The following is a 17,842-nucleotide window of genomic DNA, read 5'->3' on the forward strand; positions in this document are numbered from 1 at the left end:
AACGAAAACGTTGTAGTTTCACAAAAATACCGATATTTGTGTGCTGAAAAACTTAAAAAACATCATGACCAAAAAAAATCAAACTCTAGGGGAGTTTATTATTGAAAATCAAAAGGCTTTCCCCTATTCTACAGGGGAGTTATCAAAATTAATCAACGCCATTCGTCTGGCGGCAAAGGTAGTTAACTACGAGGTAAATAAAGCAGGGCTTGTGGATATTCTCGGCTCAAGCGGAGATATAAATGCGCAAGGAGAGGATCAACAGAAATTGGATGTTCTGGCCAATGAGAAATTTATACAATCCTTGACCAATAGAGAAATTGTCTGTGGTATAGCTTCTGAAGAGGAGGATGATTTTGTGGTTATAAATAGCAAGGATAACAATCATCAAAACAAGTATGTTGTGCTTTTCGATCCCTTGGACGGTTCAAGTAATATTGATGTAAATGTTTCTGTTGGAACGATCTTTTCAGTCTACCGTAGAATTACCCCTATTGGGACCCCGGTGAGTATTGAGGATTTCTTGCAGCCTGGCAGGCAACAAGTTGCTGCTGGTTATGTGGTTTACGGGACCTCAACTATGTTAGTTTATACCACAGGATTTGGTGTTAATGGGTTTACATTAAACCCCGCTATTGGAACATTCTACTTATCACATCCTAATATGCAGTATCCTAAGGATGGAAGAATCTATTCGGTCAATGAGGGTAATTATGTTCATTTCCCTGTAGGAGTTAAAAAATATATCAAATACTGTCAAGAGGAAGAGGAGGATCGGCCTTATACCTCTCGATACATAGGGTCTTTAGTTTCTGATTTTCATAGAAATATGATAAAAGGTGGGATATTTATCTATCCCAAGAGTAGTTTATCAAACAACGGTAAGTTGCGTTTGTTGTACGAATGTAACCCAATGGCCTTTATTGCAGAACAAGCAGGAGGAAGAGCAAGCGACGGATATAAGCCCATACTTGATGTGGTGCCCACGGAATTACACCAGCGAATCCCATTTTTCTGTGGCAGTGAAAACATGGTAGCCAAGGCTGAGGAGTTTATTGCAAAATACAACTAACCACATAAAGAAAATCCGTATTTAAGATGCTTTTCTTTAGGTGGTCAGAGTATAAAGTTCACCATTTTACGCTGGAACAAGATTTCTTATGCCATCTGAAAAGTCATCCAAATCAACACCTTCATGAATTAGTTCAAGTGCTTTTTTGGTGAGGTCATTTACAATTTCTGATCGAAATCCAAGGCCAATTGCTAGTCTTCGCATCACGCGCATTTCGTCTTCATCTTCGATATGATCAACATAGATCATTCGAGCAATGTCGTAAAGACGATCTAATCTAGACTCATAGGATATTGGAGGATTTATCGGGTAAGCGGTAGGGTTCTCCAATACCTTTGAGTATAACTCCATTGAGATGTCCAGGTTGTCTGCGAGGCGATCCAAAAAGGCTTTTTCCTGAGCATTAATTTCACCATCGGACAAGGCAACTCTTACGATTGCTGCAAAATGATCACGGTTTCTCTCTCTAAAACCTGGTGAATATAAATCTGAAATTGACATTGATAATAGGTTTATGTGATCGACAAAGATAATTAAACCCACAAATTAATCTATAATTTTTTGCTGTTTTAAAATCATTAAAAATCAAAGAGTTGTAAGCTTAGCTTTTCAAGAATTTGTCGTTGATAACTCTTTTTGGTTTCTGTTTTAAACTCCCTTTAAATTACGTATTTTTAAGCTTTTAAAGTCAATTTGACTAAGATCTTCAATACTAAACAGATAGCGATATATGTACCTGATTTTTGATACAGAAACCACTGGATTGCCAAAGCGATGGGATGCCCCTATAAGTGATGTTGATAATTGGCCAAGGGCTGTTCAAATCGCATGGCAGTTGCACGATGAGATGGGAACTGTGATCGAACATCAGGATTATCTCATTAACCCTGAAGGGTTTAATATTCCTTTTGACGCAGAGAAAATCCACGGAATTTCTACAGAACTTGCAAAGGAGCAAGGCGTTTCATTACAAGAGGTATTAGAGAAGTTTTCTAAGGCACTCGAAAAAACCAAATTTATAGTGGGTCAAAATGTTGGTTTTGATGTCAATATTATGGGTGCTGAGTTCTATCGGTTAGGTGTGGCAAACGCCATGGAAAACCTACCTATTTTAGATACCTGTACAGAGGTCACCGCTAGTATGTGTCAAATTCCTGGAGGAAGAGGAGGTAAATTTAAATTACCGACCTTGACAGAACTTCATGAATTTTTGTTTGAAGAACCTTTTGCGGAGGCCCATAATGCAACTGCGGATGTTGAAGCCACAACTCGTTGTTTTCTAGAACTGATTCGTAGGCAAGTTTTTACGCGAGAAGAATTGGATGTTCCTGAGGATTATTTCAGAAATTTTACACAGGCGAATCCTTTGCCAATCAGGCTTATAGGATTAAAACATATTAACCTAAAAGTAGCCTCGGATAAGATTCGAAAAAAACTTGCCAAACAGGCTCCTGATGAAGAATTATCCAAAGAAGAGCTTCATAAAAACATTAAAGATCTCGAGGGAGCAACCTTTGCACACCTCCATAATTATTCACAGTTCTCTATACTACAATCTACTGCTAGTATTTCAGATTTGGTCAAAGCTACCGCTGATAACAAAATGCCTGCGGTTTCCATTACCGATATGAATAACATGATGGGAGCTTTCCATTTTGTCAAAGAAGTAGGAAATCATAATAAAGCTGCATTAGCTCAAAACAAGGCTGATGAAGAAGCTGGAATCCCGCCATCACAAGTACCGATTAAACCCATAGTTGGTTGTACCATCAATGTGTGTGAAAATCACTTGGATAAATCTGTAAAGGATAACGGATATCAAATAGTGATGTTGGCTAAAAATAAAAAAGGCTATCACAATCTGGCTAAAATGTCTTCTATTGCCTATACAGAAGGATTTTACTATGTTCCTCGCATTGATAAAAAAGTTGTAGAACAATATAAGGAGGATATTATAGTGCTCACTGGAAACCTCTATGGTGAGGTTCCTTCGAAATTATTAAACGTAGGAGAGGTTCAGGCTGAAGACGCGCTTTTATGGTGGAAACAGCAATTTGGTGAGGATCTTTACGTGGAGGTGATTCGTCATAACCAAGAGGATGAAAATCGTGTCAATGGAGATTTGATCAAATTAGCCCAAAAACATGGGCTGAAACTTGTAGCCACTAACAACACTTATTACATAAGTAAAGAAGATGCCAACGCTCATGATATTCTACTTTGTGTAAAAGACGGGGAGAAAAAAAATACACCTATTGGAAGAGGGCGTGGGTATAGATATGGGCTGCCAAATCAAGAATATTACTATAAGAGTAGTCAAGAAATGAAGGAGATATTTAAGGATATCCCTGATGCGATCTACTCTATTGAGGAGATTATTGACAAGGTAGAACCTTATGAGCTAGCTAGAGATGTTCTATTACCTGCTTTTGATATTCCTGAGCAATTCCAGGTAGAGGAAGACAAGACTGATGGCGGAAAAAGAGGTGAAAATAAATATTTAAAACACTTGACCTACCAGGGTGCCAAAAGAAGGTATGCTGAAATAACCGAGGAGATTAAAGAACGATTGGATTTCGAGCTAAGTGTTATTGAAAACACAGGTTATCCTGGTTACTTTCTCATTGTTCAAGATTTCATAGCCGCAGCCCGAGAAATGGATGTTTCCGTTGGTCCAGGTCGTGGGTCTGCTGCTGGATCTGCCGTGGCTTATTGCTTGGGGATCACCAATTTAGATCCCATTGAATACGACTTACTTTTTGAGCGTTTTCTTAATCCTGATCGTGTGTCCCTTCCCGATATTGATATTGACTTTGACGATGAAGGACGAAGCAGAGTTATGGATTATGTGATCAACAAGTATGGTGCAAATCAGGTAGCACAAATTATCACCTACGGAACCATGGCAGCAAAATCTTCCATTAGAGATACTGCTAGAGTTTTGGATTTACCCCTTCACGATGCCGATCGGATCGCAAAGCTTATTCCAAATATGAAATTGGGTAAAATATTTGGGATGGAGGATAGTAAGTTAAAGGAGAGTCTGCGGGCTGAAGAACTAGATAAAGTTTTTGAGCTAAAGAATATTTCCGAAGGGGATGACCTAGAGGCACTTACGGTAAATCAGGCTAGAGTCCTAGAAGGATCGCTTCGAAATACTGGAATTCATGCCTGTGGGGTTATTATTACTCCAGATGATATTACCAAATTCGTACCCGTATCCATAGCCAAAGATTCGGATTTATATGTGACTCAGTTTGACAACTCTGTGGTGGAAAGCGCAGGGCTTCTAAAGATGGACTTCTTGGGTCTGAAAACACTGACTCTGATCAAGGACACGGTCAAATTGGTGAAATTCAAACACGGGATTGATTTAAATCCAGATGATTTTCCTTTAGATGATCAAAAGACATATGAATTGTTTCAAGCAGGAGAAACTGTTGGGATATTCCAATATGAATCTGCCGGGATGCAAAAACATATGAAGGATCTAAAGCCCACGGTGTTTGCCGATTTAATTGCGATGAACGCCTTGTATCGCCCGGGTCCGTTAGAATACATTCCGAGTTTTATTCGAAGAAAGCACGGTGATGAACCCATAGAATACGATTTACCAGCGATGGAAGAGTATCTGGATGAAACCTACGGAATTACAGTATACCAAGAACAGGTGATGTTGTTATCTCAAACTTTGGCAGGTTTTACCAAGGGGGAAGCGGATATGCTTCGTAAAGCGATGGGTAAAAAGATATTTGCCCTCTTGGAGGAATTAAAACCTAAGTTCCTCGATGGAGGGGAAGCAAAAGGACATCCTCGTGATATATTAGAAAAAGTATGGAAAGATTGGGAGGCCTTCGCGAGTTACGCCTTTAATAAGTCGCATTCTACTTGTTATGCGTGGATTGGATATCAAACAGCTTATCTTAAAGCAAATTACCCAGCTGAGTACATGGCTGCGGTACTTTCTAATAATATGAATGATATCAAGCAAGTGACCTTTTTCTTAGAGGAGTGTAAACGAATGGGAATACAAGTGTTAGGGCCAGATGTGAACGAATCCTTTTATAAGTTTACTGTAAATGACATGGGGGCAATTCGATTCGGAATGGGTGCAGTGAAAGGTGTTGGAAAAGCAGCAGTAGAAACCATTGTGAATTGTAGAAAGGATGGAAAATATAGATCGGTATTTGATCTAGCCAAGCGCATTGATCTTCGATCGGCTAATAAAAAAGCCTTTGAAAACCTTGCCTTAGCTGGCGGCTTTGATTCTTTCTCAACTACGCATAGAGCGCAGTATTTCCATCATGAAGGCGATGGAGTGTCGTTTTTAGAAAAGGCTGTGAAATATGGGTCTAAATATCAAGAAAATAAAAACTCAGCCCAGGTAAGTTTATTTGGGGAATCCAGTGATGTTCAGATCCCAGAACCTGAGGTTCCACCTTGTGAAACTTGGGGAACCATGGAAAAACTCAGACGTGAAAAAGAGGTCGTGGGAATTTATATATCCGGACACCCCTTAGACGATTTTAAAACTGAAATCACTGTATTCTGTAATGGACATATCGGATTGTTTAACCACTTGGAGGAACTGGTCAATAAAGAAATATCGTTCGCTGGTGTTATTTCTGATGTGCAACATCGAACTTCAAAGAACGGTAAAGGTTGGGCGTTATTTACAGTTGAGGACTACAACGAATCACATGAGTTTAGGATCTTTGGAGAAGAATATCTTAGATTCCGTCATTTCTTAATGCTCAATTCCTTTATCTATATTAAGGCTTTTATCCGTGAAGGATGGGTTAATAGAGACACTGGTAAAAAAGGAGATCCGCGGATTCAGTTCAACAATATGGAACAATTACAAGATGTCTTGGAGAAATACGCTAGAAAACTCACAATTCACTTGAAATTAAACGAGTTAAAGGAAGAGCGAATTAGAAACTTAAAAGATTTGCTCTCCTATCACAGTGGAGATCGTACTTTGAATTTTGTGGTCCATGAAAAAGAACATAAAATCAAATTGACCATGCCTTCAAGAAAACTAAAAGTACAGATATCCAATGAACTCTTAGTTGAATTAAAGAATCAAAAATTGGTGTATAAATTAAATTAAATTAAATACAAGTTTAATTAGCATTTAAATCAGTGAAGCTCACTGTTTTTAATAGCATTCAATAATTTTGATTTCTCCTTCTCGACTTGGCTATCCCTGACTTTAAAATGGTACTTATAAGCCTGTAATATAGTGTCTAAATGGTCTTTTAGGCTTTGAATGTCGAAAAATAAACGCCCTGTTCTACGAATGAAAAAATCAGAAGGGGTGGCGATCATTTCATATTCAGTGCAAAATTGAAATTCAGCTTGAATTAGTCTTTTGTAGATGTCTTTTTCATTTATACTATCATAGATTTTTAAAATTTTCTCTACCTGTTTGCCATAGGTGGTGACTAAAAACCATGCATCATGTTGGGTAAATCCTAACGGTTCTATATTTTTAAAAACTTTTTGGATGTACTGCAAAACTTCGTTATAATGTTCCCATGGACCTCCACTTATTGTGATGGTATCTGTATGGCAATTTTTCAGTAAATCACCCTTGTGCTTTTCGATGCGATCGATGACTTTATCAACTGCTCGCTCTGCCATTTTTCGATAGCCAGTAAGTTTGCCCCCAGCAATACTAATGAGATCAGAAGGAGATATAAAGATCTCATCTTTTCGAGATAGTTCTGAAGGTGATTTCCCCTCTTGTTGAATTAACGGTCTAAGACCAGCCCAAGATGAAACCACGTCTTCTAGGGTGAGGTTTACCTTTGGAAACATGTGATTCACTGCCTCGATTAAATATATAGCATCCACAACCTCAGTACGCACTTCTTCCTTATTTTTATTATAAAGCGTATCGGTTGTCCCTACATAGGTTACCTTTGCCCTTGGAATGGCGAATATCATTCTTCCATCAGGAACATCAAAATAGATGGACTGAGTCACTGGCAGTTTTTCATGTGGGAAAACCAGATGTACACCCTTAGTTAATTGTAAGGTGTCTCCTTGTAAGCTTTTATTGAGATGTCTAATATCATCAACCCAAGGTCCAGTCGCATTGATAATGTGGGTAGCATCTATTTTATATTCTTCTTTAAGTAAATGGTCAAAAACCTTCACGCCTTTGACCAGATTGTCCTTATAGATAAACTCTAGAACTTCGGTGTAATTTATTGCCACAGCATCATATCTTAAGGCAGTTTTAATTACCTCCAAAGTTAACCTTGCATCATCCGTTCTGTATTCTGCGTAGTAACCTGCACCTTTAAGAATTTTCTTCGGTAACAAAGGTTCTTTTTCCAAGGCCTGCTTCTTATCTAACATTTGTCGCTGATCTTCACCTTCGACATCTGCTAAAATATCATAAATTTTAAGTCCTATGGATGTTAACCATTTCCCATAGGAGCCTTTTTCAACTAATGGGAGTAGCATTTTTTCTGGCTGTACCAAATGTGGAGCAAGCTTGTGAACGATGGCTCGTTCTGTTCCTACTTCTTTTACTAACCAAAAGTCAAATTGTTTTAAATAACGCAAACCACCATGGATAAGTTTAGTGGATTTGCTACTAGTACCAGAGGAATAATCTCCTTTTTCAATAAGCAGTGTTTTTAACCCTCTTGATGCAGCATCCAACAGGATTCCAGCTCCTGTGATTCCGCCTCCAATAACGATAAGATCATAGGTGTTGTTGCGAATTTCGTGGCTGTTTTCTTGTCTGTTGAGGTTGGAAAAAGTTTTAATGTTCATTGGGAATATTGATTCTATACTACCCATGAAGATACGACATTAATATGGATTTTTACTCCTTGGGTTTAATGTGTTTTTTGAATTTCAATTGAAATACTTTGCTGATTTCCATAGGTATCGACAAGGGTAATACGATGTATACCTTCACTGGGCAATATAGCCATTTCGTGAAATCGTTTTGTTTGCCCTATAAAATGGTCGTCTAAATACCAATATACCGTCGCCTTAGGATCTGAATGCGCAATTTTACAAATTAGTTCGTTGGTTTTACCATTGAAACCCTTTGTAAGCACAATTTTACTTTGATCCTTTGGATAGATAAATTCGAATGGCACTATGGATTCACTTGTCTTACAATCTGACCTAAGTGGCGGTAAATTTTTATAATAGGGGTTGGATGTTTTGTAATAATAGGCCATAAGGGAGGGTAGGACAAACCATGAAGTAGTGACCATCTTATCCATAGGATAACATGAGGTGTTTACTTGAAATTGCTTTTTATCATCTAGGTGGACTAGGCGATGATAGGGACATACTTTAAAACGACTTCCAGCTATAGGAACCGCCGTAGTTTCAACTGGGCAAATTGGGGAAGCCAAATAGCCACTATTGGCACAAACAAAAACCTCTGTCAGGGCATCAAAAGGGGTTTCAAACCAGGGATTTTGCGCTAGGGTATTAAAAACATCAAACATTAGTGGAGCCGCGCTTCCCACCCCTGTTGTCATAGGCCTTCCTTCACCATCTGCATTACCAACCCAAACTCCAACAAGGTATTTTGAGGTTACACCTATGGCCCAAGCATCTCGATTACCAAAACTTGTCCCTGTTTTCCATGAAACTGGTCTTGCATCTTTATAATACATCCATGCCTGTTCTCCATCAGGACGATTCACTTCCTTTAGTGCTTCAAGGGTTTGAAAAAAGCTTCCGGCATCAAAAAGTGGTGGTTGTAAGGAACGTTGGCCAAAATCGGCTACTTCCCCTTTTATTACAATGGGGTCAATAAATTCATTGCTGTAATATTCACTGGATGTTTGTGTGTAATGATTCACTGTGGAAGCCATGCCAGCATATGCCTTGCACAGATCCCAAAGACTGCTTTCTGCACCTCCGAGTATAAGAGATAATCCGTAATAATTGGCAGGTTTATCGATGTAATCTTGTTTGAGCCCTTTAAGTTGGGTATGAAATTTATCCAAACCATAGGACTGCAGTAATCGTACCGAGGGAACGTTTAAGGATTGTATTAAAGCCCTTCTAGCACTCACCGCACCCACGTATTGCTGGCTATAATTCTCGGGACGATATCCAGCGATTTGTGTAGGAACGTCCGCTACTAATGCCTCGGGTAAAAGGGTTCCATTGTCTAACATAGCTGCATACAGAAAAGGTTTTAATAAACTTCCTGTACTTCTAGGAGCTTTGATAATATCCACATCCTTTTGATGGGCACTACTTGTTGGACTATTTCCAATGTAGGCTAATACTTCTCTAGTTGAAATATCCATCACCATAACGGCCGTATTGTGAACCCCATTTTGTTTTAAATGTCCGTGATGTCTTTTGACCAAATTATTCACCTGAAGTTGCAAGTGGTAATCGATGGTTGTAGTGATCTTATGACCTTTGTTTTTAAGAGCTATTTCTTGTAATAGATGGGGAGCATGATGGGGTAGGGAAAAAGGTTTATCAGGAAGAGGTTCGGTAAGTGCGAGCTGATAGGTGAGTGAATCTATTTTCTGACTCTTAAATAATTTGTTGAGTAGAGAATCTCTTTTCATCTTAAGGGCTGATTTATTCCTTCCAGGATAGATCAGCCCTGGGGCGTTGGGAAGAACCGCCAAGGTCGCGCTTTGCGCCCATGATAGTTGATCTGGAGATAATCCAAAATAACGCCAAGATGCCATCTCCAATCCTACAACATTTCCGCCAAATGGGGCATGAGAGGCGTACAAGTTTAATAATTCATCCTTGGTATATTTGAGTTCTGCTCTGGTGGCTAATATGAGTTCGATACCTTTTTCAAAATAGGTCCGCCTTTTTCCTTCTCGGGAGAGTCGGATAACTTGCTGGGTAAGAGTGCTACCTCCTCTAACTATTTTGCCTGCTTTAATATTACTCCATAACGCTTTGAATATTGAGACTGGATTATAGCCCTTGTGGTAATAAAAATAAGCATCCTCAAATTCTAAAATACAGGTTTTAAACTTATCGGGAACACTGTCCATTTCTGGAAAGCGCCATTGCTGGTCTTCTGCAATTCTAGCACTTAGTAACTCCCCCTCCCGACTTTGAATTACGGTAGCACTCGGTACAGAGAACAAGCTGCTTGGCAAACAAAAATAATAGGCAATAGCTAAAATTATCACTACTATTATTAGAATGCTATTATTTTTGGTAATACCTCTAATCCCTTTATATCTCACCCTTTAGTTCTTACTTATTGTGTAACCTCTACCCACATTCCACTAGTTCTAGCGAGATAATTATTATCATACATGGCTTGACACTGTACCCCTGGTAAGTAATATCTACCCAGATATGAAGCATTGAGTAACAATCTTATTGTTTTGCTCTGATGCGCCTTTAAGTCAAAAAAGAAATTAGAGCGATCATCTCGAAGGTCAGTATGCGTGAGGTCGTTTTCTTTAAAGTTTCCAAAGTCTGTAAAACGAGTGTTTACAATTTCCCAACCACTTGGTATGAACTGGGTGAGTGCAAGATTATTAATGTCATCTCCTTGGGTATTTGTAATGGTAATCTCAGAGATAAAGTTTGTTCCTTGACTTAGCCGGGAAACATCCATTGCCTCACCATTACGTCCTTTGTAAACTACCGAGGTTTTTAGGTTTCTCGAAAGTGGTTTTTCTGAGCCAACCTCTAGTTTTCCACTTGTGATCAATCTAACAAAAACGGTGTTATCTCCCTGGTTATCGATGCGGATACTTTGTTGTCCTTCATTGATTGCTAGTGCACGATTGGCTAAGGATTTTTCGGTTGTAATAGATTCGCTTTTTCCATTGATGGTATAGGAGAGTTTCATGGCTTTCCCCCCAATATAGTTGGCAAATTTGGACATGGATAGTAAGCTATAAGCTGTTGTTTGAGTACTCATCCACTGATCAGACTCCAAAGCTTTTGCAATGGACTGAGCCAGTTCCAATGCCCGTTCTTTTCGATCCAGAAGTACTAATGTTTCCAATCCCATGGCCATATTTCTCTCTTTTGATCCATAGGTGTAATAGTCGTAATTTACAGCATCGTAGCTAATGTTTGCATTTTCAAAAATAGTGGAAGCTACTTGGGCTTGACCAATAAGGGCGTATGCTGCAGCAAGTCTTAACTTGGCATAATTTGAGATTTTAGGAGTTTCTCTAAGTCTATTCATAGAAGAGACGTCAGGTTGACCTGCTAAGGCTAAAGTATACAGACGGTAGGCCTGAGCAAGTGAGGAACCATTAGCTGAAGACCTCCAGGCCCTAGCGCGTTGTTGTTGGTATTGTACCCACTTTGATTTGAATCCAATTGGCATTACATATCCTAATTTCTCAGCCTCCAATAAGAAATGGCCTGCATATGAACTGCTCCAATCATTGGCATAAGATTGGCCTGGCCAATATGAAAATCCTCCACCTACTAGTTGAAATCTACCTAACCGCTCAATAGTTTTTTCCACATTGCGTTGAATGTCTTTTTTCTTATCAAATGTCAGGTCAAAGATGCTCTCCAAATAAAGTTGTGGGAAGGCAGCTGAGGTGATCTGCTCTATACAGCCATATGGATATCTAATAAGGTATTGCAAGCGATTAGTAAAATCCATTGGAGGTAAAGTAGAGAACTCTATTTCTGCTGTATTGCTACCAGTGATTCCGAAGGTTTTAAAATCCAAATCCGCTTGTTTATTCCCTTCTAAGGTCAGTGGAGTAACCTGTGTGGTGACTGGATTAGGATTGATAACATCGAGCTCAATTTCATAGCTAGCTTTTTGATTTGCTGCCTGTGCGAGAACTTCAATTTCACCTATTCCTGTAATTTGGTTTACCTGAAGATCAAAGAAAACCATTTTCTCATCAGGTTGATCAAATTGTACCGTTTTTGTATCCTGACCTATAATTTCAAAATGAGGGTTTTCCTTTAATTTTACGGTGACATTTTTAACTGACGACTCCATCGCAAATACCGTTACTGGCAATGTCACTCGCTCCTTTGGTGTTATTTTTCTGGGCGCAGAGGCTAGCACCATTAGTGGTTTTTTTACAGGCGTAGTTTTCTCTGCAATCCCATAGGCGTTTTGATCAACATTGCCAGCAATAACCATAGTTCGTACAGAACCGATGTATTTTGGCACATGAATCTTATGGCTATTTTTCTCCCCTTGACCTAATTGGAAAGGGCCTAAAAATAGGACCATGGGTTCAAAACGATTGGCTTTTTTAGTACTTGCTGCCGAGGCCATACCATCACCACCAATACTGAATACCTGGTCTATTCGTCCTCCGAATGCACCTACAACCTGATCGTACACATCCCATGTTTTAACCCCTAGTGCTTCTCTTGCAAAGAAATCATCCCATGGATTAGGGGTTATAAAATTAGTTAGATCCAATAGCCCTTCATCAACTATGGCTACTGTATATGTCATTGCTTTGGAATTTTCCTCCGAAATTTCTATCGTAAAGTTGCCCTCGGGTGCTAATTTATCAGGCATAGCGATGCGGGGGTGTAAAACCGTTTCTGGATCTGTAACTTTTATTGGAATCACACCATACATGCGTATAGGCGCATCATTTTCAGTCTTAGCGTGTGGTTGAATTAAAGAAATATGGATATAAACATTTGGAGCATATTCCCCAGAGATAGGTAATTGAAATTTAGTTTCTCCCTGTTGTGTTAAAACCCATAAGGATTCCAAGACCTCATTTCCGTTTTCAATGGTAACTAGTGCACGGCCACCCAGCGATGAAGGAAAAGTCACCATGGCTTCTTGGCCCACGGTATAGAACTCCTTATCTGTGGAGAAGACTAACATAGTAGCGGCTTCTGAATCTTGATTTTTGGATTTTCCAGCCCAACCTGGCCAGTCAATATATACTGTCTCTGCGGTTGAATGCATCCCTTTTTTATCCTCAACGCGCACTAAATACCTTCCCCATTCTGGGTATTCGATACTGAAATTAAAAGAAGCTTTTCCATTGGATTTCGTACTTATAGTGGTGCTGTAGACTTTTTCTTGGTAATTGCTGCTGTTAAATGTGGACAAATTTTCCTGGGAGGTATCCCACCACCATCTCCAATTGACTTTATACACAGAAACCTCCAAATCTTCCACCGCCTCTGGCTCACCGGCTGTATTTACTGTGACCACCTCAAAATTATGATCTTGATCTGTCACCAGCATATTTCTTTGATCACCTTCTGGGACCTTTAATCCCACAAAAGTCTGGTAAGGGGAGTAAGAAACAGAAGTAACATCTGTGCTGAAATCACCGCCGTTCTCATAAACCTTAGTGATAAAAGTAGCTTGTAATTGTCCTGGCGCTTTACCTTTTAATTCTGGATTAAGACTAAAACTTGCTTTACCTTCTGCGTTAACACTACCATTGAAAATGGTGAGATCCTGTGAATTAAAAGAGGAAGTAGGATCGTCAAATACGTAATTTGGAAAGTCTTTGAAACTAGTTTTTGTTTTAGAAAAACGAACATTAATATCACTTTTTAAATTCTTGGCAATTGCCCCATGTAACCAATGCACCTCAAGCTCTCCTTCTATAGGTTGTTGTGAGCTTAGAATTTCATGATCAAAACTAGTCTTTATTTTAAGACGATTTGGTTTAATGGTTTCTACCTTAATGCGTTTGCTAAAAGTAGCGCCACCTATTTTAACCTTAGCTAGGTAGTTACCAGTGGTGGCCTCGGGATTCGTTGGTGTAGAAAAGTTATAGAAACCACCTTCGCCCTCTATATTAGTCTTTTTGTCGATCACTTTTCCATAAGGGTCTGAGAGTTCAAACACCACAGGATGTTGTGATGGAATAGGGCTTTTGGTATCGTTGAGAATGAAATTCAAATGGATGGTGTCTCCAGGTCGCCATACACCTCGTTCTCCGTATATAAATCCTTTGATGCCTTTATGTAACTCCACACCAGAGACGTCAAACTTACTTATAGATAGGGCATTTCCATCATTAAGTTTGATATAGGTCTTTTGATTGTCATTTTCAGCAATCGCAAAATAAGCTGGCATAGGGGAGTCAAAAATTGCTGTTCCTGTTTGATCGGTTGTGATGTCCCCGATAGGCTGTTGTTGGTAATTGTAAAAGGTTATTTTGGCACCTGGTAGTGGCTCAGTGGATACAATATGGTTTACAGCTACAAAATAGGATTCATTCTTTCCTTTCTTTACGGTCAACGCAAGATCACTTGCTATAATATTAGTGGAAGCTTCCTTGTTGTAGTAGTATGAATTTGTACACGGATCTTCCCTGTCATTCCAATTGTAATCGTAGCTATAATTGTCATAGTAGTATGAATCATCCGTGGGATCCCATTGTTTGGAATCAAGCATATCTTGTTTGAAATCCTCAAAATTATTTAACTCAAAATTATCGCTATTATCCTGGCAAGTATATGCGCTATATTTTTTATCAAAAGAAAATTCGACCCGATATATAGCACCAGGGTCCGGGCTAATGATCTCTCGAAGATCTAGGGCATATGCTTTCCAATCCCCTGAGTTGTTTGTTAAATTATTTTGGAGTTGAATTGCTTTTTTTGCAATAGGTCTTCCGACATTCCTAAGGCTCCCTGATTGGTTTAAATCGGAATTTTGAAGAAATTGTAAAATGTTATCTTGGTAAATTTTAATCACAGTTACATCTACTGCTCTAAGGTTAACAGCTTCGAAATTAATCTTCAAGTTATTGGAGCTCGGAAGGATATTCCCACTGCTAAGAAGCCGAACTTGTGGCTTTAATTGTTCAAAAGCAACCTTTTCCTGTAGTATGCTTTTTAATGGATTGCCTTGACTGTTGACAATTCCTTCAAATACAGTTAAGTCAGAAACTCCTTTTATTTTTTGATCTGGATAGACCTTTAGCACATTCCCTTCTATGATAAATGAAAGTTTGTTTGCCCCTTGTAAACTTACTAATCCATCTATGTTTTGATCTTTTTTAAGTGGATCTGAAAAATTGATTTCTAGGTGTTGGTCTTCGCCCCCGAAGGTTAACACATCTACAATTGTAAAATTGGATTTTCCAGGGATGGTTACCGAGGCCTCACCTTTGTCTTGGATGTTATGATCAGAACCATCCCATTGTATCACGATTTCTGAGTCTTCATCAAGTCGTTGAATACTGTCGATAGTGAAGGGGATTTGCGTTGATTTTTTAACAGCTTCATTGAATTTGATCGATAAGGACTTTCCATTTTGAGAAGCACTAACTAGAGATTTGGCGGTTCTGAGATCCATAACATCACTACTTCTTAGTATTCCTTGTACGTACTGCCAATCTTTGCTGTAAGATTGAAGATGTTCAGTGGTAATATTAAATTGCTGTTTTATAGTTTTTACTTTGAAAGTAAAGTTCTTATAATCGGAATCGATGGTGTCTATAATGGCCTTTAGGTCCAAGGTAAAGCTATATTCAGTATCCTGCTTAAAGCCATTCTCAGGAACAAATGCAATGCTCTGATTATTCAGAGCAACCACTTTACCTTGTGTTTGTGGTGAAACTTTCAGAATGTCATCTTCCAAAATCTGATTACCTTGAAACTTTGCCGTTGGGTTTCTAAGTACCACCCTTACATCGGATTGGGTTGAAATAACCCCGCTTGTGACATTGGAGATATATTGGCGAAATTCATATAAATTTTCACGCTGCTCCAAGGCAGTATCTTTTTTGTCTTTACATCCTACAAGCACTATTGCAAGAGTAATAAACAGAATTTTTTTGATAGACATTTTGTTGGCTTTTAAGTTAAAATTGGGTGTTATAAGTTTGATTTACTAATCTTCACTGTACAATTTGATGGACAAATCTCCAGTTTTATCAATACTGGCTCTAAACATTCCAGGGGTGTTAAATACCATGGCAATATTGCCCATATGATCAATTCCGATAATTCCACCGTCTCCGCCCATTTCTGGTAACTTTTCATGTATGACTTTATGAGCAGCATCATTTAAACCAAGGTTTGCATATTCCATCATCGCAGAGATATCATACGCAACCACCCCTCGAATAAAGTATTCGCCCCATCCTGTGGCAGATATTCCGCAGGTTCTGTTATTTGCATATGTACCTGCCCCAATAACAGGAGAATCCCCTATGCGTCCCCAGCGTTTATTATTCATGCCACCGGTGGAGGTGCCTGCAGCAATATTTCCTTCTTTGTCTAGTGCGACGCAGCCTACGGTCCCGAATTTATCATCCTTTGCGTATGGATCGTAAAGGCTAGTTTGTGAAATACTATTTTTATTTTGTGCAACCTTTAAAGCCTTCATTCGACTTTCTGTATAGAAGTATTCTGGATCCACTAAGGTGACTCCGACCTGTTTGGCAAACTCTTCAGCTCCTTCTCTAGCAAGCATAACATGTTCAGACTGCTCCATAACTGCCCTAGCCAGGGTAATAGGGTTTTTTATGGTGGTTACCCCAGCCACCGCACCAGCATTTTTAGTTCTTCCTTCCATAATAGAAGCATCGAGTTCGTTAGTGGCATTATTAGTGAATACAGCGCCTTTTCCAGCATTAAAAAGTGGAGAATCTTCTAATATTCTAATGCAAGCTTCAACTGCATCTAAACTACTGCCCCCATCGTTAAGAATTTTATATCCCATGCGAACTGATTGTTCTAAAACAGTTTTATAGGCCAATTCCATAGAATCAGAAATGTTTTCTTTTAAAATTGTTCCTGCGCCGCCATGTATTACTATGGCAAATGGTTGCTTTTCTGTTTGGGTAGGTGTTGGGTCAGAAGCGTTGGATGCTTTGTTTCCTTCAGTGCAAGCATACAATAGCAGGCTGATGCAGATGAAAAGAATAGTTTTTTTCATTAGATAAAAGACATGATTTAAAAGTTTAAGATACTAAATTATACAGTTTCAGAAAGAGCAATGCAGTAAAAAATAATAATTTGATTGACGCAGTATGTCATTTAAATTCAAAGTGTTGTTTGTTTTTCCTACGGATAAGAAGGAAAATTATGTTGTGTTTTCACTTTTACCGATGCGAATTTATTAAAAAGGTCAACTTTTTTTAATTCTTTTGTGAAGATGATTAACTTTGGATTTTAAAAATTTATACTATGGCGATCAAACCTCCTTTTAATTTACAGCATTGGCTGGATGAAAATAGAGACTTATTAAAACCACCTGTTGGGAATAAGAATCTTTACCAGGATGCTGGTGATTATATAGTGATGGTCGTTGCGGGTCCAAACGCGAGAAAGGATTATCATTATAACGAGACAGAAGAATTGTTCTATCAGTTAGAAGGTCATATAAGGGTCCACATACAAGAAGATGGAAAAAAGAGAACAATGGAACTCGGACCTGGTGATATGTACCTACATCCAGCTAAGGTACCTCACTGTCCAGAACGAAATGAAGGTTCCATAGGTTTAGTGATTGAACGTAAACGAATTGATCTCGATATTGAGGATGGCTTAATATGGTACTGTGATAATTGCAATCATAAATTACATGAGGTCTATTTCCCACTAAATAACATTGAAAAGGATTTTTTAAAACACTTTAATGAGTTTTATAAAGACGAAAATCTTCGTAGCTGTGACAATTGCGGAACCGTTATGCCAGTGGCTCCAGGTTTTGTCTCCGAGGATCAGTAATACTTTTCTGCTTTCCCATAAAGCTTTAGGATAAACACCGTATAAGTTGTACCTATATGAAATAGGTTCATGGGATTAACTATGTTTTTCTACTGATTTCCTGAAAGAATCCCTATATTGGTG

The 17,842-nt window shown here is 38.8% G+C and carries 8 protein-coding genes; 3 read left to right on the plus strand and 5 right to left on the minus strand.

The annotated features are described in order from the left end of the window. Positions 1–64 precede the first annotated feature (64 nt). Positions 65–1,072: a class 1 fructose-bisphosphatase gene (gene fbp / locus I215_RS08745; protein WP_008991599.1), complete on the plus strand. Its 1,008-nt coding sequence runs from the start codon at positions 65–67 to the stop codon at positions 1,070–1,072. A gap of 66 nt (positions 1,073–1,138) precedes the next feature. Here the strand turns inward: fbp and I215_RS08750 are convergent, their stop codons facing one another. Next, complete coding sequence (locus tag I215_RS08750) at positions 1,139–1,573, minus strand: TerB family tellurite resistance protein (RefSeq protein WP_008991600.1); 435 nt, start codon at positions 1,571–1,573, stop codon at positions 1,139–1,141. A 229-nt stretch (positions 1,574–1,802) separates the two neighbouring features. Here I215_RS08750 and dnaE point away from each other — a divergent pair, with 229 nt between their 5' ends. Further along, a complete protein-coding gene (dnaE, locus tag I215_RS08755) occupies positions 1,803–6,185 on the plus strand; it encodes a DNA polymerase III subunit alpha (protein WP_008991601.1) in 4,383 nt (1,460 codons plus the stop codon). Between the two features lie 29 nt (positions 6,186–6,214). Here the strand turns inward: dnaE and I215_RS08760 are convergent, their stop codons facing one another. The 4 genes from I215_RS08760 to I215_RS08775 form a co-directional block, all read right to left on the minus strand. Then, on the minus strand, positions 6,215–7,864 hold the full coding sequence (locus tag I215_RS08760) for a glycerol-3-phosphate dehydrogenase/oxidase (RefSeq protein WP_008991602.1): 1,650 nt from the start codon (positions 7,862–7,864) through the stop codon (positions 6,215–6,217). 65 nt (positions 7,865–7,929) lie between these two features. Continuing rightward, complete coding sequence (gene pbpC / locus I215_RS08765) at positions 7,930–10,293, minus strand: penicillin-binding protein 1C (protein WP_008991603.1); 2,364 nt, start codon at positions 10,291–10,293, stop codon at positions 7,930–7,932. A 14-nt stretch (positions 10,294–10,307) separates the two neighbouring features. Beyond that, entirely contained in the window at positions 10,308–15,830 is a 5,523-nt protein-coding gene (locus I215_RS08770; RefSeq protein ID WP_008991604.1) for an alpha-2-macroglobulin family protein, read from the minus strand. 45 nt (positions 15,831–15,875) lie between these two features. Next, entirely contained in the window at positions 15,876–16,925 is a 1,050-nt protein-coding gene (locus I215_RS08775) for an isoaspartyl peptidase/L-asparaginase family protein (RefSeq protein WP_008991605.1), read from the minus strand. A gap of 251 nt (positions 16,926–17,176) precedes the next feature. Here I215_RS08775 and I215_RS08780 point away from each other — a divergent pair, with 251 nt between their 5' ends. Further along, positions 17,177–17,719, plus strand: a complete 543-nt coding sequence (locus I215_RS08780) for a 3-hydroxyanthranilate 3,4-dioxygenase (protein ID WP_008991606.1) — start codon at positions 17,177–17,179, stop codon at positions 17,717–17,719. Positions 17,720–17,842: the final 123 nt, after the last annotated feature.

Source organism: Galbibacter marinus (assembly GCF_000300875.1).
GTDB lineage: Bacteria > Bacteroidota > Bacteroidia > Flavobacteriales > Flavobacteriaceae > Galbibacter > Galbibacter marinus.

Bases quoted from the DNA above. Each gene is read 5' to 3' on its own strand.
- I215_RS08750 (WP_008991600.1), bottom strand. From the start codon at position 1,573: ATGTCAATTTCAGATTTATATTCACCAGGTTTTAGAGAGAGAAACCGT.
- dnaE (WP_008991601.1), top strand. From the start codon at position 1,803: ATGTACCTGATTTTTGATACAGAAACCACTGGATTGCCAAAGCGATGG.
- I215_RS08760 (WP_008991602.1), bottom strand. From the start codon at position 7,864: ATGAACATTAAAACTTTTTCCAACCTCAACAGACAAGAAAACAGCCAC.
- I215_RS08775 (WP_008991605.1), bottom strand. From the start codon at position 16,925: ATGAAAAAAACTATTCTTTTCATCTGCATCAGCCTGCTATTGTATGCT.
- I215_RS08780 (WP_008991606.1), top strand. From the start codon at position 17,177: ATGGCGATCAAACCTCCTTTTAATTTACAGCATTGGCTGGATGAAAAT.
- fbp (WP_008991599.1), top strand. From the start codon at position 65: ATGACCAAAAAAAATCAAACTCTAGGGGAGTTTATTATTGAAAATCAA.
- I215_RS08770 (WP_008991604.1), bottom strand. From the start codon at position 15,830: ATGTCTATCAAAAAAATTCTGTTTATTACTCTTGCAATAGTGCTTGTA.